Source organism: Aurantivibrio infirmus (genome assembly GCF_054767315.1).
This window is the reverse complement of record NZ_BAAFSK010000001.1, coordinates 668,457-694,298: the sequence shown is the minus strand read 5'-3', so window position 1 is coordinate 694,298 and position 25,842 is coordinate 668,457. Positions and strand designations below refer to the sequence as shown.

21 protein-coding genes are annotated in these 25,842 nt (G+C 43.5%); 11 read left to right on the top strand and 10 right to left on the bottom strand.

Going from position 1 to position 25,842, the window contains the following annotated elements:
- The first annotated feature begins 24 nt into the window (after nucleotides 1-24).
- Nucleotides 25-1,710 carry an SMP-30/gluconolactonase/LRE family protein gene (locus ACYUCY_RS03280; protein WP_460225015.1) on the top strand — a complete coding sequence of 562 codons (1,686 nt, stop codon included), beginning with the start codon at nucleotides 25-27 and terminating at the stop codon, nucleotides 1,708-1,710.
- A 521-nt stretch (nucleotides 1,711-2,231) separates the two neighbouring features.
- On the opposite strand, the gene ACYUCY_RS03275 is transcribed toward ACYUCY_RS03280, so the two are convergent.
- From ACYUCY_RS03275 to ACYUCY_RS03265, 3 genes are all read right to left on the bottom strand, one after another.
- Nucleotides 2,232-2,876, bottom strand: a complete 645-nt coding sequence (locus tag ACYUCY_RS03275) for an NrsF family protein (protein WP_460225014.1) — start codon at nucleotides 2,874-2,876, stop codon at nucleotides 2,232-2,234.
- A 115-nt stretch (nucleotides 2,877-2,991) separates the two neighbouring features.
- Entirely contained in the window at nucleotides 2,992-3,642 is a 651-nt protein-coding gene (locus ACYUCY_RS03270; protein WP_460225013.1) for a sigma-70 family RNA polymerase sigma factor, read from the bottom strand.
- Nucleotides 3,643-3,647: 5 nt separating this feature from the next.
- Entirely contained in the window at nucleotides 3,648-4,358 is a 711-nt protein-coding gene (locus ACYUCY_RS03265) for a spondin domain-containing protein (protein ID WP_460225012.1), read from the bottom strand.
- 342 nt (nucleotides 4,359-4,700) lie between these two features.
- Between ACYUCY_RS03265 and ACYUCY_RS03260 the strand changes: the two genes are divergently transcribed.
- Both ACYUCY_RS03260 and ACYUCY_RS03255 read left to right on the top strand, forming a co-directional pair.
- Nucleotides 4,701-5,516 (top strand): DUF1223 domain-containing protein, encoded by an 816-nt coding sequence (locus tag ACYUCY_RS03260; RefSeq protein ID WP_460225011.1) that lies wholly within the window; start codon nucleotides 4,701-4,703, stop codon nucleotides 5,514-5,516.
- 109 nt (nucleotides 5,517-5,625) lie between these two features.
- On the top strand, nucleotides 5,626-6,585 hold the full coding sequence (locus ACYUCY_RS03255) for an AEC family transporter (protein ID WP_460225010.1): 960 nt from the start codon (nucleotides 5,626-5,628) through the stop codon (nucleotides 6,583-6,585).
- 88 nt (nucleotides 6,586-6,673) lie between these two features.
- On the opposite strand, the gene ACYUCY_RS03250 is transcribed toward ACYUCY_RS03255, so the two are convergent.
- From ACYUCY_RS03250 to ACYUCY_RS03220, 7 genes are all read right to left on the bottom strand, one after another.
- On the bottom strand, nucleotides 6,674-7,435 hold the full coding sequence (locus tag ACYUCY_RS03250; RefSeq protein ID WP_460225009.1) for a hypothetical protein: 762 nt from the start codon (nucleotides 7,433-7,435) through the stop codon (nucleotides 6,674-6,676).
- Nucleotides 7,436-7,501: 66 nt separating this feature from the next.
- The gene (locus ACYUCY_RS03245) at nucleotides 7,502-10,423 is read right to left on the bottom strand and encodes a protein kinase domain-containing protein (protein ID WP_460225008.1); all 2,922 of its coding nucleotides are present in this window, start codon (nucleotides 10,421-10,423) and stop codon (nucleotides 7,502-7,504) included.
- Between the two features lie 520 nt (nucleotides 10,424-10,943).
- Nucleotides 10,944-11,726 carry a PepSY domain-containing protein gene (locus tag ACYUCY_RS03240; protein WP_460225007.1) on the bottom strand — a complete coding sequence of 261 codons (783 nt, stop codon included), beginning with the start codon at nucleotides 11,724-11,726 and terminating at the stop codon, nucleotides 10,944-10,946.
- The gene (locus ACYUCY_RS03235; protein ID WP_460225006.1) at nucleotides 11,698-12,363 is read right to left on the bottom strand and encodes an FMN-binding protein; all 666 of its coding nucleotides are present in this window, start codon (nucleotides 12,361-12,363) and stop codon (nucleotides 11,698-11,700) included. Before ACYUCY_RS03235 ends, ACYUCY_RS03240 begins: the two co-directional genes overlap by 29 nt.
- Entirely contained in the window at nucleotides 12,320-13,567 is a 1,248-nt protein-coding gene (locus ACYUCY_RS03230; protein ID WP_460225005.1) for a porin, read from the bottom strand. The genes ACYUCY_RS03235 and ACYUCY_RS03230 overlap by 44 nt, the downstream gene beginning before the upstream one ends.
- A gap of 267 nt (nucleotides 13,568-13,834) precedes the next feature.
- Nucleotides 13,835-14,167, bottom strand: coding sequence for a Grx4 family monothiol glutaredoxin (gene grxD / locus ACYUCY_RS03225; RefSeq protein WP_460225004.1), 333 nt, complete (start codon nucleotides 14,165-14,167; stop codon nucleotides 13,835-13,837).
- A gap of 189 nt (nucleotides 14,168-14,356) precedes the next feature.
- Complete coding sequence (locus ACYUCY_RS03220) at nucleotides 14,357-15,895, bottom strand: hydantoinase B/oxoprolinase family protein (RefSeq protein WP_460225003.1); 1,539 nt, start codon at nucleotides 15,893-15,895, stop codon at nucleotides 14,357-14,359.
- A 172-nt stretch (nucleotides 15,896-16,067) separates the two neighbouring features.
- Between ACYUCY_RS03220 and ACYUCY_RS03215 the strand changes: the two genes are divergently transcribed.
- From ACYUCY_RS03215 to ACYUCY_RS03180, 8 genes are all read left to right on the top strand, one after another.
- Nucleotides 16,068-17,240 (top strand): acetylornithine/succinylornithine family transaminase, encoded by a 1,173-nt coding sequence (locus ACYUCY_RS03215; RefSeq protein ID WP_460225110.1) that lies wholly within the window; start codon nucleotides 16,068-16,070, stop codon nucleotides 17,238-17,240.
- Between the two features lie 126 nt (nucleotides 17,241-17,366).
- Nucleotides 17,367-18,272 carry an ornithine carbamoyltransferase gene (gene argF / locus ACYUCY_RS03210; protein WP_460225002.1) on the top strand — a complete coding sequence of 302 codons (906 nt, stop codon included), beginning with the start codon at nucleotides 17,367-17,369 and terminating at the stop codon, nucleotides 18,270-18,272.
- A 373-nt stretch (nucleotides 18,273-18,645) separates the two neighbouring features.
- Nucleotides 18,646-18,891, top strand: a complete 246-nt coding sequence (gene csrA, locus ACYUCY_RS03205) for a carbon storage regulator CsrA (protein WP_460225001.1) — start codon at nucleotides 18,646-18,648, stop codon at nucleotides 18,889-18,891.
- An 889-nt stretch (nucleotides 18,892-19,780) separates the two neighbouring features.
- The gene (locus ACYUCY_RS03200) at nucleotides 19,781-22,663 is read left to right on the top strand and encodes a ribonucleoside-diphosphate reductase subunit alpha (RefSeq protein WP_460225000.1); all 2,883 of its coding nucleotides are present in this window, start codon (nucleotides 19,781-19,783) and stop codon (nucleotides 22,661-22,663) included.
- A gap of 183 nt (nucleotides 22,664-22,846) precedes the next feature.
- Nucleotides 22,847-24,175, top strand: coding sequence for a ribonucleotide-diphosphate reductase subunit beta (locus ACYUCY_RS03195; RefSeq protein ID WP_460224999.1), 1,329 nt, complete (start codon nucleotides 22,847-22,849; stop codon nucleotides 24,173-24,175).
- 154 nt (nucleotides 24,176-24,329) lie between these two features.
- Complete coding sequence (locus ACYUCY_RS03190; RefSeq protein ID WP_460224998.1) at nucleotides 24,330-24,560, top strand: hypothetical protein; 231 nt, start codon at nucleotides 24,330-24,332, stop codon at nucleotides 24,558-24,560.
- Nucleotides 24,561-24,624: 64 nt separating this feature from the next.
- The gene (locus ACYUCY_RS03185) at nucleotides 24,625-25,062 is read left to right on the top strand and encodes a hypothetical protein (protein ID WP_460224997.1); all 438 of its coding nucleotides are present in this window, start codon (nucleotides 24,625-24,627) and stop codon (nucleotides 25,060-25,062) included.
- A 62-nt stretch (nucleotides 25,063-25,124) separates the two neighbouring features.
- A complete protein-coding gene (locus ACYUCY_RS03180; protein WP_460224996.1) occupies nucleotides 25,125-25,604 on the top strand; it encodes a DUF6231 family protein in 480 nt (159 codons plus the stop codon).
- The last annotated feature ends 238 nt before the right edge of the window (nucleotides 25,605-25,842 follow it).

Genomic DNA, 25,842 nt, shown 5'->3' with positions numbered 1-25,842 from the left:
ATAAAAGATAATTAGAGGTCGCCCATGTCCCTAGAAAATCTCTTGCCACAATTTCTACCCGCCGCTAAAAAAAATTCAAAGCTTTCATGTGCGTGCTTCCTCGGTCTTTTTTACTTTGACCTGAGCCTTGCACAACCCATTGCCAGCGAAGGTTACATCGTTGATACGCTCGTTGCAGGATCGGAATTTTGTGGCGTTCACGGACTCGGCATCGATAGCGAAGACAAACTCTATGCAGGCAGCGTGGTCGGTCAGCGCTTATACAGTGTCGACCTCAGCTCAGGAAAAGCCTCAGTTTTCGCTGGGCCACCCAAAGGAATGGCGGATGACATGGAATTTTTGCCCGACGGTACCGTCGTTTGGACCAGTATTAGTCAAAACGCAGTCCGCGCAAAAAGCCCCAATGGCGAAGTGCGCGACCTCGCAACCAATCTAGCCAGCGTCAATTCCATTGCGTTTCGGGAAGCCGACGAAAAGCTATTCGTTGCTCAAGTATTTGGTGGCGATGGTTTATGGGAAATCGACACGAAGGGCGAAAAACCTCCACGCAATATTCTTAAGGATATGGGCGGCCTCAACGGTTTTGATATCGGCCCCGATGGAATGATCTACGGACCGCTATGGTTTAAAAAACAAATTGTGAAAATCAATCCAGATGATGGCGAACTGACGGTGATCGCCGATGGTTTTCATACCCCCGCTGCGGCAAATTTTGATTCCAAATGGAATCTCTACGTACTGGATACCGCAACCGGGAAAATTTTTTTGGTCGACTATAAAACTGGAGAGAAATCTGTCTTCGTCCAATTAAAAACCTCCCTCGACAACTTGGCTATTGACTCCAAGGATAGACTTTATGTTTCTAACATGGCTGACAATAGCATTCATGTCATCGACACAAAGACTAAAAAAACTGACCTTGTCGTTAAGGGTGGTCTATCCTGTCCCAACATGATCAGCGTTGTCGGCAATTTTGGTCAAAGCAAACAATCCAGCGAAAGTATTTTTGTAGCGGATATTTTTGCTTTAAGAAAAATTGATAGTGACACTGGGGTAATTACCGACATCAGCCGGGCTCATGATAAGGATGCCACGAGCGCTTACACTTCGGTTGTCGCCGCGGGCGAAAATTATTTCTACACGCTCAGTAATGGTGCTATTCAAACTCTGGATCGCAACACCAACAAAGTGGTTAACACCTGGCGCGGCATCAGGGGCATCCAGAACCTGCTGGAACTGGCCAATGGGGATTTACTCATCCTTCATAGTCGTGGATCCAAACTAACGCGATTGAATAAAAATAATTTCGATGAACAAACGGAAATTCAGCATTCTATCAATAACATTGCAGGAATAGCGGTGAGTGAAAAAGACGTCGTTTACATCACAAGGTCTGATGATAATAAAATTTATCAGCTTAACCTACGAAACGGCAGCATCGAAGTGTTCGCCGACAATCTCGACAAACCCCATAGCATTGCGCTAACCAGCGACGGAGAATTAGCCGTACTTGAGAACGGAAACCAAGCACTTAGACTAATCAATCTAAGCGACACAAAAGACTCAAAGATAATCGTCACCAATATCCCTCTAGGACGCTTCGGCAATAGTTCAAGCTCTGTAAGTTTGGGATTGGCTGCTGGAAACAATGGCAATCTATATGTTTTATCCGATAAAGAAAATTCGATTTATCGAATTAAAAAGCAGTAACCATTTAACAAAATGAACATTAGGATTCGCAAAGAACAGAACCGAAACACCCTGATTTGCACTCGTACAGATGGAAGCTACACCGTCGCCAATTTAGGGCTATCGCTTCCCCATCATGATTTAGCGCACTTCGTCATGGAAAACTTTTTACAACTAAATGAAGGTTTTTTGGCAACCTTGAACGAGGCTATTCGATTCAACAGCTATCTGACAAGGAATTCATTAAAACTCTCGGTTGGTAAACATGGCTAGCGGAAATCTCAGCGCGAGCGTTGCAGGCACTCGCCAGCGGATCATGCGCGCTCAAGGAATTTTCTGGACTTATTAACAGCGAACTCAGCGTGATGGGAATCACTAAAAAAGTGAATATTTATCAATCGATGGCGCTATCTCTTAGGCAGAAGCTCCTGGAGCTAAACCAGAATTTTGAGAATTTAGTCGAGGGTGAATCTTTAGAGTTAATATTCCAAGCAAAAGAATTTAACGAAGAAAGTAGGACTTACATTTCATTTTGATAAATTTTATTTTTTAATCTGCTTAACAAGCGCTGCTACGATGCCCGCTACGACACCCACCAATACTGTGGGCGCAAGATGAAGTTTTAATACATGCATAGGTTCGTACATACAAGCGAGCTGCATTAACACTGCAGGAATTAACGCTGAGGCGAAACCTACCACTATTCCCACCTGTAGCCAATGAGAAACATAACCTCTGCTCACCAAATAGAAACCAAGCAGAATCGAGGGCAAACTCAACAACAACACTTCGGTAGTACAGTGCTCCCTCTTACCGTGCATACTTGGCTCCAAAGCCGGGGAATTTAAACCGTAGATGTAACTTAGCAACCACAACCCCGCAACTGAAAAAGTGATCAGCAATAAAAAACGATTTTTCAAGCCCGGCACAGCCAAGCGCAAAGCAAGCGCGCCGAGTAATAAGCTCACCGCAACGCCCATCAAAGTTTCAATAGCAAAGTGAGGGGATTGGCTGAGTTGCTCTAAAGCATTTGATCGGAATGGGGCCAATACAAACATGAGGGCGGTGACTACGGCCCACGCAATAACACTCCAGAAGACCCAAAGCCTTGAAGCATTAAAAAGTTTGGTGCCCGAATGGTTGTCTGCCACCAACTGATCTATTAATTTTTGCCGAGATTCAGACATTAAATTAAACTCTAACAACGTTTATCATAGACGCCACGCATTGTTTACTCATCATTTTCTATTCATCTGCGTTAATAAAAACAAATTTTTAAATTGCTATAAATCTATGCATTTTTTATGAGACTTTCATATCTTTTTGCACTGCATTTATTGCGCGATGAACTCTTACCTTCATAGCCGCTTCAGAAATACCGGTTTCGCTCGCGGCTTCTCGTACACTCAAACCCAAGACTTTGGTCATAATGAGGGCTTGTCTAAAACTCGGTTTTAATTGACTAAAAATATCTTCTCTTTGCACAAGTTCATCAGCACGACTACCACTGCCGGTTGCGACCGGCTCATGTATTTCAATATCTACATGCTCATGCTGTACCGGTGTTGTGTAATGGCGCCGCCTCAACAAATCGATCGTTTTATGACGAACAATGGCAAAAAGCCAAGGTCGGAAAGGTCGATGAGATTGATAGGTGTGGCGACCTTGGTGAATAGCTAACAAACATTCCTGCACACAATCTTCCAAGAAGCTTAGCGCACCAAATCGTGTGCGCAAGTATGCAGTAATTGCATTCCCCAACGAATCCAAGAGCAAGTGATAGCTTTCATCGTCGCCCTGTTGTGCTGCATGCATCCAGCGCGACCATAAAATCTCATCATTTAATTTTGTTTTAGGAACTGTAGTCCTTTTATCTTCCGTCATTCCCGCCAGCAGTATTATCATCGCAGCAAGCGAGCATACAACAACTTGCTCTACCTTGCTGCGATACATAAAAATTATTTCAAGCGTGTGACAGTCACCAAGGCTACTGGGTTCCTCCAATCGTATGTTAGGGGGCCTAAAATTTCGTTACCTTCTTCATCCTCCGCTCCCAAATCATGAAAGCCGTTACTAACATAGGCGAAACCTTCGTCGCCCACGTTAGGACCTTCTGAAAATCCTTCACCTTGACAACGTGGCCCGGGCATATTGATACATTTTTGGTCATTCAATTCAGTACCTGCATCATAGGCAATTGCGACGTATGTTTTCGATCCACGAAAAGGTAAATTCACGCCTTCAAGCGCCACAAAAGTATCATTAGTTGGAATCAACATTGCCATGACACTCACTTTATTTTGATACCGTCCCGCCTTTACGACGATAGAAGATGTTTCTCCTGGCCCTAACAAACCACCTATTGTCTTGATGTCAGAAACCTTACGGCCTTTCGCCTCCAATTCTGAGGTTAGCGGTGCTGTGTTACCGTCTTCAGCAAGAATCTCAACACCTAAGCTAACTGGCGACCCTAAAGTAAACAATTCCACATTGGGGCTGTGTGTTGTCACCAGTTGCGGAGTAAACGTTTGCCCCTTTGTTATATTGGTGATTGTTACTTCATATTCTCTACCTCTATCGGCAAATGTTAATGATGATAACAACAAAGTGGAGGCCGCCAAGGCAAGCCTAAATGTGTTTTTTGCTGATATTTTTTTGTATGTTGGCATTGTATAGTTCCTTTAAGTTTTTATTCTGAAGGTTATTTTGAGTAGATAACTACGTGACGAGAATTGAAAAAGTTACGCTTTAAACCCTTCGCTCTAAATTTTCTTACTAGCGCGATTAAATAAATTTAAACTGATAAGACCGAAAGCTTTTATATTGTTTGTTGCTAATATGTCACTTACTTATTATTCGATAAAAGTATTAACAGGTTATTGAAATACATGTTTCCATTGCAAATATATAAAAAGAAAACTATCTCTGTAATAAAATTTAAATTTAGGATCCAAGAACGAAACTAAAACTCTGCCTCTAACTCTGATCCAAAAATCGTAAGAGAAAAACACATGACAAAGACCAACTCTCCAAACATAAAAATGCAGCGCGAGTTTTTTCAACCCGCCGTACTTTTTCTCGTCATTTCATGCTCGGTAGTTGGTGCCATCTCTTCCTGTTTTGCGGAAGAAGAAAGTGTATTCGCTAGCGGTGAAGATCGCGTTAAATTAATCGAACTCTATACTTCTGAAGGTTGCTCTAGCTGTCCGCCCGCCGACTTTTGGCTCAACAAATTGATCGACAATGAGAAGCTTTGGACGCGATTTGTCCCCCTCTCTTTTCATGTTGATTATTGGGACTATCTGGGATGGAAGGATAGATTTTCTCGCGCAGAGTTTTCACAAAGGCAAAGAAGATACAATTCACTTGGGCAGGCTCAAGGCGTTTACACACCCGGAATGTTTTTGAATGGCTTAGAATGGAGAAATTGGCGCAACATAAATACCGATGACCTGGCTAACGATACTGAAGACTCCAAAACTGGAAATTTGAAACTTCGCTACTCCGCAAAAACCATCAATGTCGAGTTCACCCCAACATCAGAACAAAAAATTGATCGTGTTTACATTGCATTATTAGGATTTGAATTAGCATCCTCTATAAAATCGGGGGAAAACAAAGGTAGAAATTTTACTCATAACTTTGTTGTACTTGAACTCTTGACTTCAGACCCTCAGTTTCAGCAAGGCAAATACAGTGCTAATTTCAACACCTTCGAACCAAAGCTTAACGAACAAAGCTATGCAATTGCAGCTTGGGTAACACATGAAGACGATAGTAAACCTTTACAATCTACCGGTGGTTGGCTACCTAATAACGACAAATAACACTTGGTAGAAAATACTGTCGGTTTTTCGCAAAGCTCTTAACTGAAAAGTGGCACCCTCTTTGCGAGTGTATTATCATCCACGCTCGTACACCTCGCTTAGAACCCACATGCACACGTCTTTTTTAGATACACTCAATTTCGCACTTGGCATTACTGCACCAATATTTCTGCTTGTGCTACTCGGCATCTTGCTTAAAAAATACCAATCAATAGATACTAATTTTATCGATATTGCCTCGAAACTCGTTTTCAATTTCGGCTTACCCACGCTCCTCTTTACGACGATTATCAAAACCCGTCACGATGATCTTATCAACCTGAAAATGTTACTAGTCGGCGCAGCTGGAACAATACTTTTTTTTCTGCTTTGCTACGTCGTTTCTTTATTGTTTGTAAAAAACAAAAGAGATCGCGGGGTAGTCGTTCAAGGGAGCTTTCGAGGGAACTTAGGCATCGTTGGCCTGGCGTTTAGCATTAATGCTTTTGGTGATATAGGATTAGCGACGGCTTCTCTATATATGGCGATATTAACTGTACTCTACAATGTGCTTTCGGTGCTTATTTTAACCCAAAGCCTTAACACACAAACTCACAATATCAGTACAACCATCTTTCTCAATATATTAAAAAATCCGATCATTATTTCAATTTGCGCAGCGCTAGCTTTCGTATACCTGGATTTTTCTTTGCACCCCATTCTAGCCGACTCGGGAGATTACATTAGCGCTTTGACCTTACCATTGGCGTTAATTTGCATTGGCGGCAGCATTAGCCTAAGAGAATTAAAACAATCATCGCTAATTTCATTCATTGCCGTCACCATGAAATTAATTATTGCGCCGGTGGTAATGGTCGCATTAGCTATTCCCTTTGATTTTAATCCGGTTGAACTAGGCGTGATATTTTTAATGGGAGCGGCGCCCACAGCGACGGCGAGCTACATCATGGTTCAAGCGATGAAAGGAAATGGTATTTTAGCCGCAAATATTGTGGTTCTTTCGACTTTGGGCTCGGTAATTTCCGCAAGTGCGGGGATTGCGATTCTCAGAAATTTTGGAATGATTTAATACAGAAAAAGCTTTGAACGAGCTCTACGAAACATACCCGATCAAAGCTTTTTTCTTTTTATAAATTTAATTTTTAAAATATCTACAGCTAATTAAGAAGACCATAAGCGCCAATTGAATAAGCGCGTTTCTTAGCCTCGCCCAACAAAGAAGATTTGCGAATAGAGCCACCTAATGATACATCTCTCGTCAAATAACGTACATCACTTGTGCCTTCATCAAAAGTTACACCAGCCACATCTGGGAAGTAATAACCCAAATAATCGCCCTTCTCAATTCCAACAGTCACAGGAAAGTTAACTTTATTTAATCCGGAAGTCCCGTTAATTGGTTTGCTTTCCCAAATGACGACCAATTGATCTCCAGCGGGGCGCAAAATTTTCACAACGAAAGGTGAAGGCTGTGTAATAAAAGCGCCAACACCCGTTAAGGTGCCATTGCGTGGAACCGGGTTTGCTAGATCAACAAGAAAAATTGATTTTTCTTCCACTAGAGAACGCTCTACCAATTCGCCCCCAACATAATCCAAAAGATCACCCAAGACCAAAAAGTTTTTTAAGGAATCTATTTGCTCCTGAACAAATTTTCTTACCTGCCCTCGCAGCACTGAGGACTCCTGGACCCGCGACGTTTTCTCCACATCAAGCACACCCAAAACTCGCTGTAGCTCTTCAATGTCCTGTTGTTTAACACGATTATCTGCTTCAAGCTGACCTATTTTAATATTGGTTTCCGCCAACTGTTCTTGTAAGACTTTATTTTCATTCATCAAGTCTTGAGTTTGCGGCGCAGATTGACAAGCAGTTATAGCAATTACAATAGCGACCAAAAATCCAATTTTTATATTCATAAATTCACCTTTAAAAACATTTTACTGATCAGATAAATACTCAATCAGCTTACAACTACACAACAACTAGGAACCGGCACTGGTAGTGCGAAGTTGTTCCACCTGAAAAGGTAGTGTTCCCAATGCATCCTGATTCAACATCAAATCAATATTGTAAATACCCTCACTAAAACCTTCGACAGGGCGATCAATTTGAAAATACTTTGTCCCTTCTGTTCCGCTAACCACAACCGGCACCTGAGCGATTTGCACGGTGCGGGTACCGTCATACAATATTGCCTGTACGACAGAAGTCTCCGGCGTAAAATTCGCATAGCTGAACGCGATATAAATGGTTCTATCAACCGCCAATGACTCAGCTTGCACAAGATTAATATTCGTTTGCTGCTTATTGGTGACTAATATACGTGGGATTTTTGGTTGGCTCGCGATAAAGTCCGCTTCGATTGCTCGATCTAAACTAACCTGTAAAGCCAAAAACCGATCACTAGTTGGGAACACTTCCCTAGATTGCAGCAATATATTACGAGCCTCGGCAAAATTGCTCGCATTGATTTCAGCTTCAACGTTCTGCGCCAATTTGCGCTCTATATCCAGCAAGCCTTTGTTTGCTCGCGCGTTCTTACTGTCGAGTTCTAGAATCTTTTGATACAGGTCGTAAGCACTCTCACCACGAGGAGAGATATATTTTCCTTCATCTACTTTTAACACCGCTTGCTCAAACGCTTTTTCAATGTTTTTTCGACGATCGATTTGTTCTGTGGCTTGGCTCAAAAGTTTTGCCAATTCCACGTGAGAGGCGTCAATACTCAAGCCTTTATCGGCGAGATTCTTTGCATCAAGGTATTCATTCTTGCCGATCTGTTCCCGCGCAAGGTTTGCATACCGATCAGCAATTTTAGCGATACCCTCGGCGGCCAATGGATTGTTCTGATCAATCGCCTGTGCAGCGCGATACTCTTCAAGTGCATTAGCACCTTCAGGAGACGTTAATGCATTTTCAGCTAAATACTGATTTCCTTTTTCTATAAAAACTTGGGCTTCAACAATATTATCGTAACGGCCAACTAGGCGTGTGTAACGCTCATCCTCTCCAACTTCTGGTAAGCTTACAATTGCCGAGTCCAAAAATGATCGCGTCAATTCCAAATCTCTCGCGCGCAATCCACCGCGAATCGATCGCAAATAAAACTCTTCTAAATCTTTGAGCCCCCAAGCAGCGTTTTCGTCTTCAGGGTTATCAATTAACATGTCTCGATACATTTGCGCGAGACGTGGGGCCACCGATAAGTCCGATTCCAAAGTTTCGCGTAAACTTCTCGCTTGCCCTAAAGGCGATTCATTCTCAGTATTAATCGAGTTGCTGTCTTGCTCTTCAAGCGCATTCGAATCTTGAATAGCCAATTCTTGATTCGGATTGACGGGATTAGTTTCCACCGTATCGGCTGCGACGTTTTGCGAATCGGCGTTCTCTGCCGGTGAACTTGCGTCTGAATTATGTTGAAGATTGCTATCTAAACTATTTTGTTCGCTAGGAGAATTCGCTATAGCATTAGGATCTGAATTATATGCATCGCGATCAACTTTGATTACCCCAAGTTCTTCAAACTTACCAAGTAACTTTGTTTTTGTGTCTTGGGTAAGGACAATCGCCTGATCAACAACACGCGCTGCTTCAGGTGGCAAAACGTCTTTAAAATAAACACTAGCACTTGCCGAAACGACCACCGCTGCCGCCAAACTCCAAGGCCAAATCCGTCGAGCCTTTTTTTCCTGGCTGTGATCTAAACGATCTTCTTCATCAATGCTAACAACAACCTGGCTATAACCCGTACTCATGTTTTGCGAGTCAGATATAGCCCGCATTTTCCCAGAGTTTTTTTCTTGCGAAGAAGTCTTTTTATTTTGAGAAGAGACGGTTTTATTTTTCTGAGCTGTTTGGACACCACTATTTCTTTTCGATGTCACCTTGTTTGCGACAATCATTCCGCTGTGCTCTTCACCGCTAACCGACTGCGACTGACCAGAAGACTTTTTATCTAATGCTTCAGTAGACACTGTCGTAAAATCTGAATTCGCCTGGGATTTATTGATTGCCTGTACACTTTGGCTAACAATGGTCGGCGCTTCGGTATCGTGAGTATCAACACGGGTGGTAAATTGTTTTGCACCGATACGCTGAATTGCTTCAATATCTTCATCGGTAATTTTTTCAATCGCTGCAATTAAGTCCGCACCATCTTGATATCGCTCATCCGGATCCTTAGCTAGCACCTTATCAATAATCGGCTGCAACAAAATTAAATTTTTCGGCATCCGCGGAATATCTTCTGATACATGCTTTATGCCGACAGCGACGGCTGAATCAGCATCAAACGGAACGTGCCCAGTTAGCAACAAGAAAAGTACAACACCCAGACTATAAATATCGGAACGCGCATCGACCGGGCGACCTTTTGCTTGTTCCGGACTCATATAATGCGGAGTCCCAATTGCCGTTCCCGTTTGGGTCATGCCGGAGGTCGAGTCCGCCAAACAGGCGATACCAAAATCCATCAGTACAGCTCGACCATCATCTTCGTGCATCATGATATTTTCGGGTTTTACATCACGATGTACGTAGCCCTTTTTGCTCGCAAAATCCAAGGCTCGAGCGACATCCTTTATGGCTTGTAAGCTTTGTTGTGGCGTTAAGAATCGGCGCTTGTATTTGAGGTCTCGTCCTGGGATATATTCCATTGACAGATAGTGCTTATCTTCATGCACGCCGACATCGTATACAGTAACGATATTCGGATGAACAAGCCGGCTAACCACTTTTGCTTCATGGAGGAAACGCTCGGTAAACTTCACGTCTTCCGCTAAGGAGGGATTCATCACTTTGAGTGCGACTTCACGCTCAAAGCTTTCCTGGATCGCGAGATAAACAGAGGCCATGCCTCCTTTTCCCAGCGGTCGAATTATCTTGTATCCAGTAATTTCAATCACAGTTATATCGTATCTATTCGTTGTTAGCGGTGATTTTGCGGCAACCTAAAAGACATCCTCATGCACTTTTAGCACTCACACCTTAATATTTAGACTATCACGCGAAATTTACATTAAATGACAGCGTCGCACTCGCCAGGTTCGACTCACGGAGCAGCAACCCGACCACTAACTATTCCATTGTTTTATAAGTGTTATCTCCAGCCGCAAACTCTGTCTTTCGCATCCATTTGCGGTGAACACCCACTCTCGTTTTGAACAAGCCATAGACAATTTGACTGGCAAACATCCAGACCTGGCAAGAAGTTGACGTCATAAGTCGCACGTCTTCTGCGGTGAACTCTCTAAATATCGTGAGTAATTGGCGATATTTAGAATTTGAGGGCTAACTATCTTGTCGTCGTGGCGTAATATTTCGCAGCGCCTTTATGCCCCTTTTGTAAAGTTTAGTCAACTCGAAAGCCCTGCTCAGCCAAAGCAATAGCGCACTTTTAGCCTGAAAGCCTAGGGCCAATTATGGTCAGGAACGTCGAGCTTTGCGCCGCCCTAAAGCCCAAATGATGACCCCAGATACGGCGGAGATCATGAACAAGAGAGCCATCAAGTCAACCAAGATAACGCCAAGTCCTCCCCCAATTCGGCCGCTGTGTAAATCTAAAATCCAGCGCTCCCAAGTGATAATTTGGCTACCTTGTCCAACCTGATAAAAAGCTTGGTCCTCCGCGCTAAGAACAACCGGCTGCAGCTCAGCGACTGAAGCGCGGGCCATTTCTACCCAAGCCAAAGTTTCGACATCGAGCCCATAACTTTTTTCTTCACTAATCCAACACAGCCGCTCTTCACAGTCTCCAAAGGCGTCTATGGGTATGGGTAAGCCAAATGCGGGGCCAAGGCGCTCAATAATCTCGCCTTCTTCGGTCACTTCAATCAACTCTCGCTCGCAGGCCAAAAAAACCTGCTCAATGAGCACAACAATACCGACAAGCTTGCCCTGACATTCGCCTAAAGATTTTCGATTCAAGAACAGTCGCCCACTATCGTCTTGCACAGCGACAAGGTCACTGAACTCATAGGCTAATATTTCAGGGAGTTGAATTCCGTAAAAAAATTTACTCGCGCTTGAAGAAAGAAATTTTTTGTCGAGGTCTAGATTTGATGTGTGATTTAACAGTAAACCGCTAGTCGCCAAGACAATAACAAACAGCGCTGAAACTATACCAATCCAGCGATGCCAGCTCAGGATATTCCGACGAGTTTTTAAAAGGGAGGAGTTGTTATTCGCTTGCTGTCGAGAGCTGTTCATTCAGGCGGCCATCAAATTCAATTTGCTCATGAAAATACAGCGCCAGTGTAGCGATTTTTTTCGCCGCTCGCACGGATAGCGTAGCGCCAGTAATTCCATCAATTGAATTGGTCAGACTCGCTTTAGATTTACTCTGATCTAAAGAGGCATTTATAAATTGTTTAGTGAAGAAGGGATAGCGGATTTCACCACCACGGCTTTCCCTGAATTCCAATACGACGACATCCAGTATTTGGCCATTCTCAACGGAGACCCCAAAGGTAATAGGATGCTCTTTGCCAATCTCATCAAGGACCCACGCCGTTCGCTTGCCATTAGTCCAATACCGAACACGCAAAGATGAGTATTTATGATGAAGAATTTCTTCAACTTTTTGCTTACGCTCTTCGTTTAGCCACAGCTTTTTTTGCTGAACTAAGGTGTGCGCTCCGTCGTTAAGTTGTTCGTCTTTTATTTCGAAACTTTGCGAAATAAAGTGTTGCGCCGTCATAAATACGCCTTTTTCGGCGTAAATATGCGGCGCAAAAGCGATAAATACAGCAATTGCTATAAAAGAAGAACGTCTTTTTAATTTATCGCTATTCATAATAGTTTTAGAAGGCCCAGCCAATTCCAAAATTGAAACCATCGAACTCATTTGAACCCGTTGGTGCTTTTTGACGCTGGTAGTCCGCCTTTAAAACCACGCCTTCCGTTAGCATGTAATTGATTCCAAAATCAATTTGATCATATTCACTGTCATTGCTCGCGCCCGCCTGTGTATCCCACTGACTGACTCTCACAAACAAACCGATCTTATCGTTGACATCAAAAGACGGCTCTACATACCACCCCTTTTGTTTGTCGGCGCCGACCGTAAGCATTTCGATATCATCATCAATATCCCACATTGCATATAAGGCTCGTATGCTAAAAGGACCGGTTTCGTAGATAGCATGCACCTCAGCAAGCAATGCAGATACATCGCTTGCACCACCAATATTTTCCCCCTGCAATACGTCCGTTTGCTGCTGTAAGGTTGCTGAAAGTTCTAAACCTGCGATTCCCGTGTAGCGAATTCGTCCGGTTGCTGCGAAGTCGTCAGCTTTTGCTTCCGATACTTTTTGACGCCCGCTACGCACGCTGCCATTTTCCATAAACAAACCAGAATGTAAGGCGAAGTCAAAACTTAAACCGGGAGCAATTTCTCCAGAAACTGCGCCACCCGCTTCCCACCATGTGGTTGGAATAATATTTTTTTCTACACTATTCCGCTCAACGCCATAAAAAGTATTTGGCTCATGAGTTTCATTCAAGATCCCAACAGGAATCAAAAACAAACCCGCCTTCGCACTAAGATCTTTGTTTATATCCCACTCAATATAAGCTTGCTCTAGCTCGATCTCACCATTTTGGCCTTCGCCAGCGATGCTGTGCTCAACTTCCAATTCTGAAAACATTCTTACTGAATCAGAAAATTCGTGGCCGAGAAATAAAACGAAACGATGGAAATCTATTTCGTCTTTATCTTCTCCGCCGCTAAGGTCGTTATCCAATTTGTTGTAGTGAAGTTCCGCATACCCACCCAGAGTCGTGGAGGAATTGCCCGAAGCTCCAGCGAATGCGTTACTAGAAATATTCTCAACAGCATCTGCGGTAATCGATACCTTTTCATCGTTATCGCTAATCTTTTCGTTAGCCTCATCTAGCCTTTCTTTTAAGCCTTCAATTTCAGCTTTTTGTTGCTGAAGAATTTCCCACATCTCTTCCTGGCTCGGTGCTTGTTGAGCCGAGACACTTCCGGACATGAGCCACATAGCGCCTGCGATGGCCCCGATGGATCGAACTAAACTTAGTTTCATAGTATTTCTCGCGTTATCTTAGGGTGTAGAAGTCGCGCAATATAATCTAAATGATAATTATTATCAATACTATTAGTAAAAATGATAGACTGCCGCCGCCTTGCTCAGGAGCCATTGAAAGTGTTTTATGGAGGGGGACTATCGGGGGTTACGTATTGAGGACACTCCAGCAACATGCCGACAAACCGATATAGCACGATGCTGGGTGGGATGTAGATGAACTAAATTTTGTTAGCGAGACTGAGGCACCTTTCGGAATCCCAAGCACTACTCCGCTTGGGATTCCGCTCCAGCAGCAGCATCAACAAGGGGCTTTAACTCACCTTTTTCATGCATCTCAGTGATAATGTCGCAGCCGCCAATTAACTCACCATTGACCCAAAGCTGGGGGAAAGTCGGCCAATTTGCAAATCCGGGTAATGTTGCTCGAATCTCAGGGTTAGCCAAGACATCAACATAAGCAAAACGCTGTCCGCAGCCCATCAGTAGCTGTGAAGTTCGCATTGAAAATCCGCACTGTGGGGCGGTTGGTGAGCCCTTCATGTATAAAATAATTTTATTGTCTGCAAGCTGTTGCTTGATTGTGTCCAAAGTATCCATAACGTGTAAAAACCTCTTTCAATAATTCTGGGGATAAGTGCGAATAATATCTATGTTGGGGTGTCTGCAAAAAATCCAAGGGAGGAAGTAAAGGCCAGACATTCTAGCGCAGCGCACTAGCCTTGTAATCAAGAGCGTCACCATTGACATGAAAACTGCCTCCATAACGAAGACAAATCGCAGCTTTATTCACTTCCCCCAACCGCCGCCGCCCGGTGTTTTCAAAGTTAATCGATCGCCAAGCTTCATTGATAAGCTCACTTTTCCCGCAACGACTTGGCCATTCACCAAGTTCTCCCCCTTCATGCCCGCCTCGCCACCGGATAACCCCCAGGGGGCTAGTGCCCTTCTTTCTGTTAACAATGTGACTTCGGCATCAGCCAAAAACTCATACTCCCTGATAATCCCGTCGCCGCCTCTATTTGCGCCGCTTCCACCTGATCGATCGCGAATCTGATAACGATCGATACGCAAGGGATAATGAAGCTCCAAGCTTTCAACGGGCGTATTCAAAGTATTTGTCATATGCGTCTGCACTGCACTCAAGCCATCATTATTAGCATTCGCTCCCATACCACCGCCGACGGTTTCGTAATAGTCCCAGGCTTGACGACCTTCTCCAGCATTCACCCCCATCGCAATGTTATTCATTGAGCCATGACTCGCGGCAGGGATCTGAAGTGGGATTGCTTGGCTCAAGGCTCCCAAAACGACATCAGTTATACGTGTAGACGTTTCGACATTGCCTGCAGCCACGGCTGCCGGTCTTAACGCATTCAACAAACTCCCCGGCTCAGCAATAATTTTGATTGGGCGAAATATCCCTGCACAACCTGGCGCTTGTGCGGGCAATAAACAACGAATCACATAAAACACTGCCGCAGCGGTTACGGGTAAAGGGCAATTGATATTCCCCTTTACCTGATCGTGGGTGCCGCTAAAGTCCGCTGTCACGCAGCCGTTGTTAATGTTGAGCTGCACTTTTATCGATATGTTGTGAGTGCCAAGCCCATCATCATCCATGAAGTCTTCGAAACTGTATTGACCATTTGGGATTTTCTTAAGCGCCTGAACCGCTAAGCGTTCAGCGTAATCGTTTAGCGCTTTCACCGAATTATCAAAAACCCCAGTGCCCAATTCTTTAATCAGTTTTTTTAGTCGCTCTACTCCCAAAGCATTGGCGCTAATTTGCGCCTTAAAATCTCCTGCTGATTGAGAATTTTGTTCAGCTCCACCGCAAAGCTGTTCAAATACAGCTAAGTCTAATTTGCCACATTTTAAAATATGGGTAGGAGGAATAATTACGCCCTCTTCATCTAGTCGACTCGAAATAGGCATTGATCCCGGAGTATCAGATCCGATATTGGCGTGATGAGCACGGTTCGCAACAAAGCCCATCAATATTTCATCGACGTATATTGGCGCAACAACCGTTACATCTGGCAAATGTGTACCACCAAGAAAAGGATCATTTACGACCAGCATATCGCCAGGTCGCCATTCACACTGATTAACGATATCGGCCATTGCATAGGCCATACTGCCGAGATGTACAGGAATATGTGCAGCTTGCGCGCTCAACTCTCCGGCAGAGTCAAAAACCGCACAGGAAAAATCTAAGCGATCTTTAATGTTGGGCGAAAACGCCGTACGTCTCAGCAACGCCCCCATCTCGTCACAAATAGCTTCGATACGATTGGCAAATAAACTGAGCTGAATTGGATTCACAATGACCTTTCTCTTTTCAATCTAAAGAAACTCGGAATATGGGAAATCTTTGCGGGTTCCCTAAGGAATTGCCAACACAATAATTTACTTATACTATTAATGTCCAAATATTTGGACAAATTTGATTTTTTCACAGGCAGCAAACGCTGCCTGTTTTCTTTTGGAGCCTATGATGAACGTACCAGAGCTAATGAACGCCTTTGCAAGAGGAGACACCGTTTTTGTAAAGGGTGAAGGCGCTCGGCTGTGGGACAAAGAAGGCAATGAATACTTAGACGCACTGGCCGGAATTGCGGTATGTGGCTTAGGTCATGCGCACCCTGGCATCACTCAAGCGATTTGCGATCAAGCGCATACGTTAACGCATTGCTCTAATTTGTTTTATAACGAGCCGCAGCAAAGTTTGGCGAAAAAACTTTGCGATCTATCTGGGATGGATAACGTGTTTTTTAGCAATTCTGGTGCCGAAGCGAATGAAGCAGCTTTGAAAATTGCACGCAAGTATGGGCATCAAAAAAACATCGATGTGCCTACCGTTATCGTCATGGACAACAGCTTTCATGGCCGAACCATGGCAACACTTTCTGCCACCGGTAACGCAAAAGTGCGCGAATGGTTTCAGCCGTGGGTCGAAGGTTTTATTCATGTGCCCTTTAATGACTTGCAAGCAGTGATTGACGCAGGAAAAAACAATCCCAATGTCGTTGCGGTTTTTGTTGAACCCATCCAAGGTGAAGGGGGTATCAATATTCCCGCAGAGAACTATCTTTCTGAATTACGCAAACTCTGCGATAGCAACGATTGGCTCTTGATGCTAGACGAAATTCAAAGTGGCATGGGGCGTACGGGAAAGTTTTTCGCCTACCAGCACAGTGATTTTTTCCCAGACGTGGTCACTGTAGCCAAAGGTCTGGGTAATGGATTCCCAATTGGCGCTTGCTTAGCAAAAGGAAAAGCATCTCGCGTTATCGAACCGGGAAATCACGGCACCACTTTTGGCGGCAATCCTTTAGCTTGTCACACTGCCGAAACGGTTCTCGATATTATCGCTAACGAAAACCTGATGGAACGAGCCACTGTGCTTGGCGATAAATTAATTAAGGGATTTAGAAAACGCCTTGCCAACAACACCATAGTCGCCGACATCCGCGGACATGGTTTATTAGTAGGTATCGAATTATCAAAAAACTGCGCTGAGCTAGCACAACGAGGTTTGACGCAAGGCATTGTTATCAATATTACCGCAGGAAAAGTGGTGCGTTTACTGCCGCCGTTAATAATTTCTGACGAACAAGCCGACATCATTGTTGAAAAAGTCTCTTCATTAATTGACGATTTTCAATAACCTAAAAAATCAGTTGTCGAAATCACCGGATTTTTACAACTGATTTAATACACAATCAACACACTTTTTTGTTTACTCGGTCCATTCAAATGACCGAATGCAATTTATTTATAATTGGTGATAGCTATGACACCCCGACACTTTTTGACTTTATTAGACTTGAGCGCCGACGAATTAAAAACGTTAATCAAACGAGCCATCGAGTTAAAAGCCTTACGGAAACAGGGCAACGAACCTAAACCAATGCAAAATAAAGTGCTTGGCATGGTGTTTGAGAAATCTTCAACGCGAACACGGGTTTCTTTTGAAGCGGGCATGGCGCAACTAGGTGGCCAATCAATATTTTTGTCTCCACGAGACACGCAACTTGGTCGGGGCGAACCCGTTGAAGATTCAGCTCGCGTCCTTTCCCGCATGGTCGACGTCATTATGATAAGAACCTTTGGACATGACGTTGTTGAAACCTTTGCGAAATACTCCCGTGTGCCCGTTATCAACGGACTCACAGATGATTATCACCCCTGCCAATTACTAGCAGATTTACAAACTTACACCGAGCATCGAGGTAACCCGCAAGGAAAAGTGGTTACCTGGATAGGCGATGGCAATAATATGTGCCACTCTTTTATCAACGCCGCGCGATTGTTAGATTTCGAACTACGCATCGCTTGCCCCGAAGGTTATGAACCTAATGAAAAACTAGTAAAAGCAAACGCTAATCGCGTGTCTGTGATGACTGACCCTAAACAAGCCGCAAAAGATTCCGACTGGATTGCAACTGATGTTTGGGCCTCAATGGGCCAAGAAGAAGAACAAAAAATTCGTTTAGCGAAGTTTGCAAAATATCAAGTGAATCATGATCTCATGGCGGTGGCGAATAGCGACGCTATTTTTATGCACTGCTTGCCTGCGCATCGCGGCGAGGAAGTTTCTGCGGAGTTAATGGATGACGAGAACAAATCCGTTGTTTGGGATGAAGCGGAGAATCGATTGCATGCACAGAAAGCCTTGCTTGAACTTTTATTATCCTAAACTCGCAAAATATTTCTTAACTTAAAGATGATGCTGGCGACAAAATAAGAAAGAATTTTTAATAAATCGATCCTTTAGTGCCATCAATTTTTCGCCTAATGCTTCTTCGTTAACAATTGATGGAATGTCGTTTTCAAATTTTTCACTGCGAAATAATATCAATTGATTTTTTTATTTCAGTTATTCATTTGTTCTGCCGCCAGCTCACAATAAAAACGCAAACTCGTTCGCAATTACAGCCGAAACACTCCCTCCCTGACTATCGATTCTCAAAGCTTAACGTATACTCGGCGGTTCTTTTTTTGAATCGGCTCAATAAATATTGATTCACAGCACCAATATTTTGACGGCGTTAGTATACGGAGAGACAGTCGTGTTAATTCTCAGTCGTCGAAATGGCGAATCTTTTTTTATCGGTGATGATGTAAAAATAACCATTTTGTCCCAACGCAGTAATCAGGTACGAATTGGCATCGACGCGCCTCGTTCCACCCCTGTGCATCGCGAAGAAGTTCTTCTCCGCAATCAGCAAAAAAATGCCGTTCCTGAACCGACAACTAAGCCCCGCGCTACAGAAACCAAAACGACTATCAAGAAAGTCGAGCTAGAAGAAAATTAAGGAGAAGCTGAAAGGACTTTGGAAGAATTCGATGTGGATAAATCGAGAGAAAACTCATCTAAAGAGGCTAAGTCATATCAACTATCCACAATATGTAAAAACAATCTAAAGTATAAGTTTTAACCACATGCCGAACTGGGCTTTTAATTGCGGTAAGCATAGGATTAGCGGCTACTGACAACGGACTTTACCCACATTTTATCCACAAGTAACTCAGTCATTTTTAGTCTTGCATTCCTCCCAAAACCGCATTATCTTGTACCACACTTTTTCAAAACCCCTATATATAGCGTTTTTCCCTAAATTAGCTTCAATTTAGGGAGCGGCTCTTTTACCGCAAATTTACGCATCAGCTCATAGCCGTATAGGCATCTCCAGGTTTTCGGGGGAATGAGCCTTATTCAGTAGTTTTGAAAGTCGAAAATACGAGCTTGGCATCAAAAATAGAAGACGAATGTTTCAATTTGATGAATGAACTGACTCAAAATAGGTAAACCCAGAGAATCGCTATTTAAACAAATGGACACTAAGCCAAGGGCCCTCTGGAAGAGGTATAAGAATCACTACACATAAAAATAATAATTTCGCTGTAAATTTTTCTGTCGGTACTCTTTTAACCGAAAACTTAATGTAAACCTTATTTTCTAAGCAGTAAGTGTTCTAGACATTGAGATCATATCGGGCTAACCCGCCTATATCAGCTCAGGTTCTGAAAGCTCGCAAGGATAGAGAAAGCAGGGTAAACACCGAATAAGTAACAACCATGTATTTTGACCAATGACGCACTTTGACCAACACCTAGTTTGACTAAATATAGAAACTCGTAAAAAACTAAAAACTAAAAACCAAAAATATAGCCACCGCACTTACCACCGGAGACCTGACATAAATGCATACAGAGCATTCGCAAACTGAGCAACTCGCTGAAACACGTACCCAATCTGCCCCTCAAAAAGCTACTCAAAGTTCAACCATTTCTGCAACAGCACCTGGCCAAATTCGCGTGATAAAACGCAATAGCACAGTGGTCCCCTATGATCACAGTAAGATTGCCGTCGCCGTCACTAAAGCTTTTTTGGCAGTAGAAGGTGGTACCGCTGCAGCATCTGGTCGCATACATGAATTGGTAGAATCCATCACGGATCAAATTACGGCTATTTTTAAGCGTCGTATGCCTTCCGGTGGCACGATTCATATTGAGGAAGTACAAGATCAAGTCGAACTGGCATTGATGCGATCGGGTGAACACAAGGTGGCCCGAGACTACGTTCTTTATAGAGAGAAGCACGCGCAACTTCGTGCAGAAAAAAATCAACAACAGGGCGTTGATACAGCGGGAATACCTTCGATAAATGTCACATTGGCTGACGGTTCAATTGCGCCATTAGACATGAATCGTATTCAAATCATTGTGAATGAGGCTTGTGCCGGCTTAACAGATGTAGAGCCTCAGGCCATTCTCGACGAAGCCATGCGCAATTTGTATGACGGCGTTTCAATTACTGATGTCAACACCTCCTTAGTCATTACCGCGCGGACTCTCGTTGAAAAAGAACCCAACTATTCTTACGCAACTGCTCGCCTCTTGCTTGACAAGTTACGTGCCGAAGCACTTAGCTTTTTAGAAATTGCCGAATCAGCAACACAAACTGAAATGGAAACCTTGTACGCGAAAGCGCTGCCCTCCTACATTCGCAAAGGCGTTCAACTAGAATTATTGTCTCCAGAATTATTGAATTATGATTTAGATAAGTTAGGTAGAGCTTTAGATGCTAGCCGCGACTTACAATTTGCCTACCTAGGCTTACAAACACTTTACGACCGTTATTTTATTCATAGCAATAACGTTCGCATTGAATTGCCACAAGTATTTTTTATGCGCGTGGCGATGGGCTTAGCTGCAGAAGAACAAGATAAAGAAGCGCGAGCAATAGAATTTTATAAATTATTGTCTTCTTTCGACTACATCAGCTCAACACCGACATTATTTAACGCCGGTACTTTACGCCCACAATTATCTTCGTGTTATTTAACGACTGTTCCCGATGATCTCCACGGTATTTATGGCGCGATTCAAGATAACGCGATGTTATCGAAATGGGCTGGCGGCCTTGGGAACGACTGGACACCAGTTCGAGGTCTTGGCGCTTATATCAAAGGCACTAACGGTAAATCTCAAGGTGTGGTTCCTTTCTTAAAAGTTGCAAACGATACTGCCGTTGCGGTTAACCAAGGTGGAAAACGCAAAGGTGCGGTTTGTGCTTACTTAGAAACATGGCACATCGATATTGAAGAATTTTTAGAGTTGCGCAAAAACACCGGCGATGATCGTCGTCGTACTCACGATATGAATACCGCAAATTGGGTTCCCGATTTGTTTATGAAACGTGTATTTGAAGATCAAGAATGGACCCTGTTCTCACCGAACGACACACCAGACTTGCACGATCTTTATGGTACGGCGTTTGAACAACGCTACGAAGAATACGAGCGCGATGCAGCAGCGGGCAAAATTAAACCCTACAAAAAAGTTAAAGCTTTAGACTTGTGGCGAAAAATGCTCGGCATGTTGTTTGAAACTGGGCACCCCTGGGTAACATTTAAAGACAGCTGTAATTTAAGAAGCCCACAACAACATGTTGGCGTGATTCACTCTTCAAACCTGTGCACTGAAATCACTTTAAACACAAAAGCTAATGAAGAAATTGCAGTGTGTAATTTAGGTTCTGTGAATTTGGCTCAACATATTGAGGACGGCGAATTAAACCTTAAGAAATTACAGTCGACAGTCAAAACTGCAATCCGCATGTTAGACAATGTTATCGACATTAATTACTACTCTGTTCCAGCAGCACGTACTTCTAACCTTCGACATCGCCCAATCGGTTTAGGGTTGATGGGCTTCCAAGATGCTTTGTATAAAAAACGAATCGCTTACGGCTCAGACGAAGCAGTGAAATTTGCGGATGAATCGATGGAAGCGATTAGCTACTACGCTATCGACTCTTCCAGCAATTTGGCGAATGAGCGCGGCAGTTATTCAACTTTCGAAGGATCACTTTGGAGCAAGGGTATCCTACCTATCGATTCATTAGAGCTTCTCGTTCAAGCTCGAGGCGAAAAGTATATCGAAGTCGATCGCGGCCAAACCTTAGATTGGGCAAGCTTGCGTAACAAAGTTAAAGCGCAAGGCATGCGAAATTCTAATGTTATGGCAATTGCTCCAACCGCGACGATCGCAAATATAGCCGGCGTTTCACAATCGATCGAACCGACGTACCAAAACTTGTACGTTAAATCGAATCTGTCAGGAGAATTTACCGTCGTTAATCCTTATTTAGTTCACGATCTTAAGGAACGAGGCTTATGGGATAACGTAATGGTCAACGATTTGAAATATTACGAAGGTTCAGCGCAAAAAATCGATCGCATCCCAGCAGATTTAAAAGCTTTGTATGCAACTGCCTTTGAAGTTGAACCACGCTGGATTGTGGATGCCGCTAGTCGCCGCCAAAAATGGATTGACCAAGCACAAAGCCTCAATCTTTATATCGCTGGCGCCAACGGCAAAAAACTAGACATTACTTATCGCATGGCTTGGTTCCGCGGATTAAAGACAACGTATTATTTACGTGCTTTAGCTGCAACAACCACAGAAAAATCAACGGTCGACACTGGCACCTTGAATGCGGTTTCATCTGGCCCTGCGGGTCCAGCGGAAGTCCCTCAAGCTTGCTCACTGGATGATCCAGATTGCGAAGCTTGCCAATAGTTCTGATATACAAAGTCGGCGAGCAAAGTTCAAACATGAAGTTGCTCGCCGCAAAGAACAAAGGCAAAAGCGATAAAAATGGAAAATACGAAAGAGATAAAAGAAACGAAAACCATTTAAATAATTTTCTCACGTTATAAGCCAGCGCGAATAACGTGAAACAAGCAATAGGAATTTATCACCATGTTGAATTGGGACGATTACCACGAAGACCCTGTACTTTCCCAGGCCAAAGCAAAGCCACAAGTTGACGAAAACTTTCCCGAGCCGAAAGCACCGGCACCGCAGCAAGCAGCATCCCCTGCACCAGCGGCTGAAACGAGCAGCGCCGAACCCATCGCCACAAAAAAACCAGCTGTTAGCACAGCAGCTGAAGAGCCCGCAGCGAAAGAAGACACTCTCATTGTAGAGAACACTAGTGCCATCGAAGCGGCCCGTGCATCTTTGGAGAATTTAGATCCGGCACCCGGATTGGCTGAATTAGAAATGGGCGCCGCGCGAGTAGAAGTCGACGATAAAGCGATGATTAACTGTCGCGCTGACTTGAACCAACTCGTTCCTTTTAAATATGACTGGGCCTGGCAAAAATATTTAGACGGTTGTGCGAACCACTGGATGCCGCAAGAAGTGAACATGACGGCAGACATCTCTGTTTGGAAAAATTCAGACATTCTTACTGATGACGAACGCCGTATTGTACTGCGCAGCCTAGGTTATTTTTCTACAGCAGATTCATTGGTCGCCAACAATCTTGTACTAGCAATCTACCGTTTAATTACAAACCCTGAATGCCGCCAATACATTTTGCGGCAAGCCTTCGAAGAAGCTATTCATACTCATGCTTATCAGTATTGTATTGAATCGCTAGGTATTGACGAAGGTGAAGTCTTTAACATGTATCGCGAGCTTCCATCTGTCGCCAACAAAGCCAGTTGGAGTTTGAAGCACACGCAAACACTGGGCGATCCCACCTTCACTACTGGCACTCCTGAAACTGATCAAGAACTCTTACGCAATCTTGTTGCTTTTTATGTTGTGACTGAAGGTATTTTCTTTTATTGCGGGTTCACACAAATTCTTTCAATGGGACGTCGTAACAAGATGACCGGCGTTGCCGAGCAATTCCAATATATTTTGCGCGATGAGTCTATGCATTTGAATTTTGGTATCGACGTTATCAACCAAATCAAATTGGAAAACCCTCATCTTTGGACTGAAGACTTCAAACAAGAAGTCATTCAAATGATCCTTGAGGGAACCGAGTTAGAAGTGCAATTCGCTCGCGATTCAATGCCACGTGGTGTGTTAGGAATGAACGCCGCGATGATGGAAGAATACTTACACTTCATCGCTAACCGACGCCTCGCACAATTGGGTTTACCTGAGCAATATGCTGGAACTCAAAACCCATTCCCTTGGATGAGCGAAATCATGGATTTACGTAAAGAGAAAAACTTTTTCGAAACTCGCGTTATCGAATACCAAACTGGCGGTGCGTTAAGCTGGGAATAAACTCGTTTTTAACTTTACGGATACAGGCGACATCTATAGCAGAGAAGAAAAATTGGGGACTTTTATCTCGTTCAACCGAAGGTAAAAGCCCCCTTAATAATTAACCTTGAGGTTCTAATCAAATATCCCAAGGTACGACTATCAGGAAAATAATATGAACGATAAGAAAAATAACTCAAACCCTGAGACACTCATCAAACAATTAGATCAGACTATGGTGGAGATGCGCCAAGCGATTGCGCGGCTACGCCACTGCGCCGAGCGCTCCAACGCCGCGCTAACAATTCAAGCGCAACAGAATGAAGTTCAACTACCGAAAGAAACTGCGATTCTCAATGGAACATTACTAACCGCGAAAAATGACTCTGCGATAGTTTTACACTAATTTCGCAGCTAACTTAATTTCTCAGCTAATATAGACCTCTGAAAACGCTGATTCGGATTAAAACATGTCTCCGATTACGCCAATTACATTTAGAAAACTCAGACCTCAAGAAACCGAAGCCTTGAGCGCGGCCAACGACGTAAATTTGCCTAGCTCGGCAAATATGCCCGCTCGTTTAAAACAATTGGCCAGTATAATCTGTCATTTACGTGACGAAATGCACCGTGAAAACCCCAAGATCGCGGTGCCGACGCGGTGGATGATTCACGCATTGTTGTATAACGTTATAGATGAATGCGATGCAAGTGATGATGATTGGCATAAACAGGTGGTTGAAGTTTTACAAAGAATCAAAAAATCCTGTCAGGACAGCTTTAAAAATCCTAGCAACTTCCTTCAAGTTGACGGTGAAAAGCCCCTATTCCCAAACCATGAGCTATTTGATGAATGGGACAGTTATCGATTTTGCCAAGCAATTCTTACTTACATCAGCGAACAATAAAGCTTCTACAGCTTTTTTGCTTCACTCTTTCTAGCTAAATCACGGCAGTCTCTCAAAACAAATTGAACCAAGCAGCCCTTACTCACCTCCTCTACCAGCTCGAAGCTTGTCAGGCGAAAAATTTACTCGCCGCTTGCAACACATTACCAACAACGGTCAGAAATTGGGCGACGAAGAACTTTTGCAAACTCGAATTAATTGGCGCTTCTGCTACTTTAGAGAATCTCGGGCGATTCGATTTAATAATGGTTGCCGATTATTTAGAAACGCTAGACAAAAAAGTAGCGATGCAGCATTTAGCTCAGTTTCGCAATATCCACGGCTCGAAAATATGGGTTCAAATAAACAAGAGTAGTGCGTTGTCATTCAATGATTTTATTGGCTTAGGATTTAAACGCTTAACTATAAATAATGAAGACGACGTTTTGGACGAAGCGTATTCTTACTTTGGTTTTGACCTCGCTTCTTACAATCATAAACGCAGCTGGAACAATTCTAAGTATTGGGCAAACCCAGAAAACTGGAACAAATTCAGATGGTAATAACGCCCTAAAACCACCGTCCTGCCGCAGTATTCCTTACTAACCAACTTGCCCTGTACCGTTCATACACTGATTATTCGTTTTTATCCTGTTTTGGCAATCAGTGCATCTTAGCGACTACTATGCCGAAAAATCGCTGCTACACTTCTTGGTAATTAGACGGCAATTGGTTTTGATATGACTGCCTCACTCAAATTCGATGGAGCGACACCAGGAGTAGTAAGGTCAAGGACAAAGG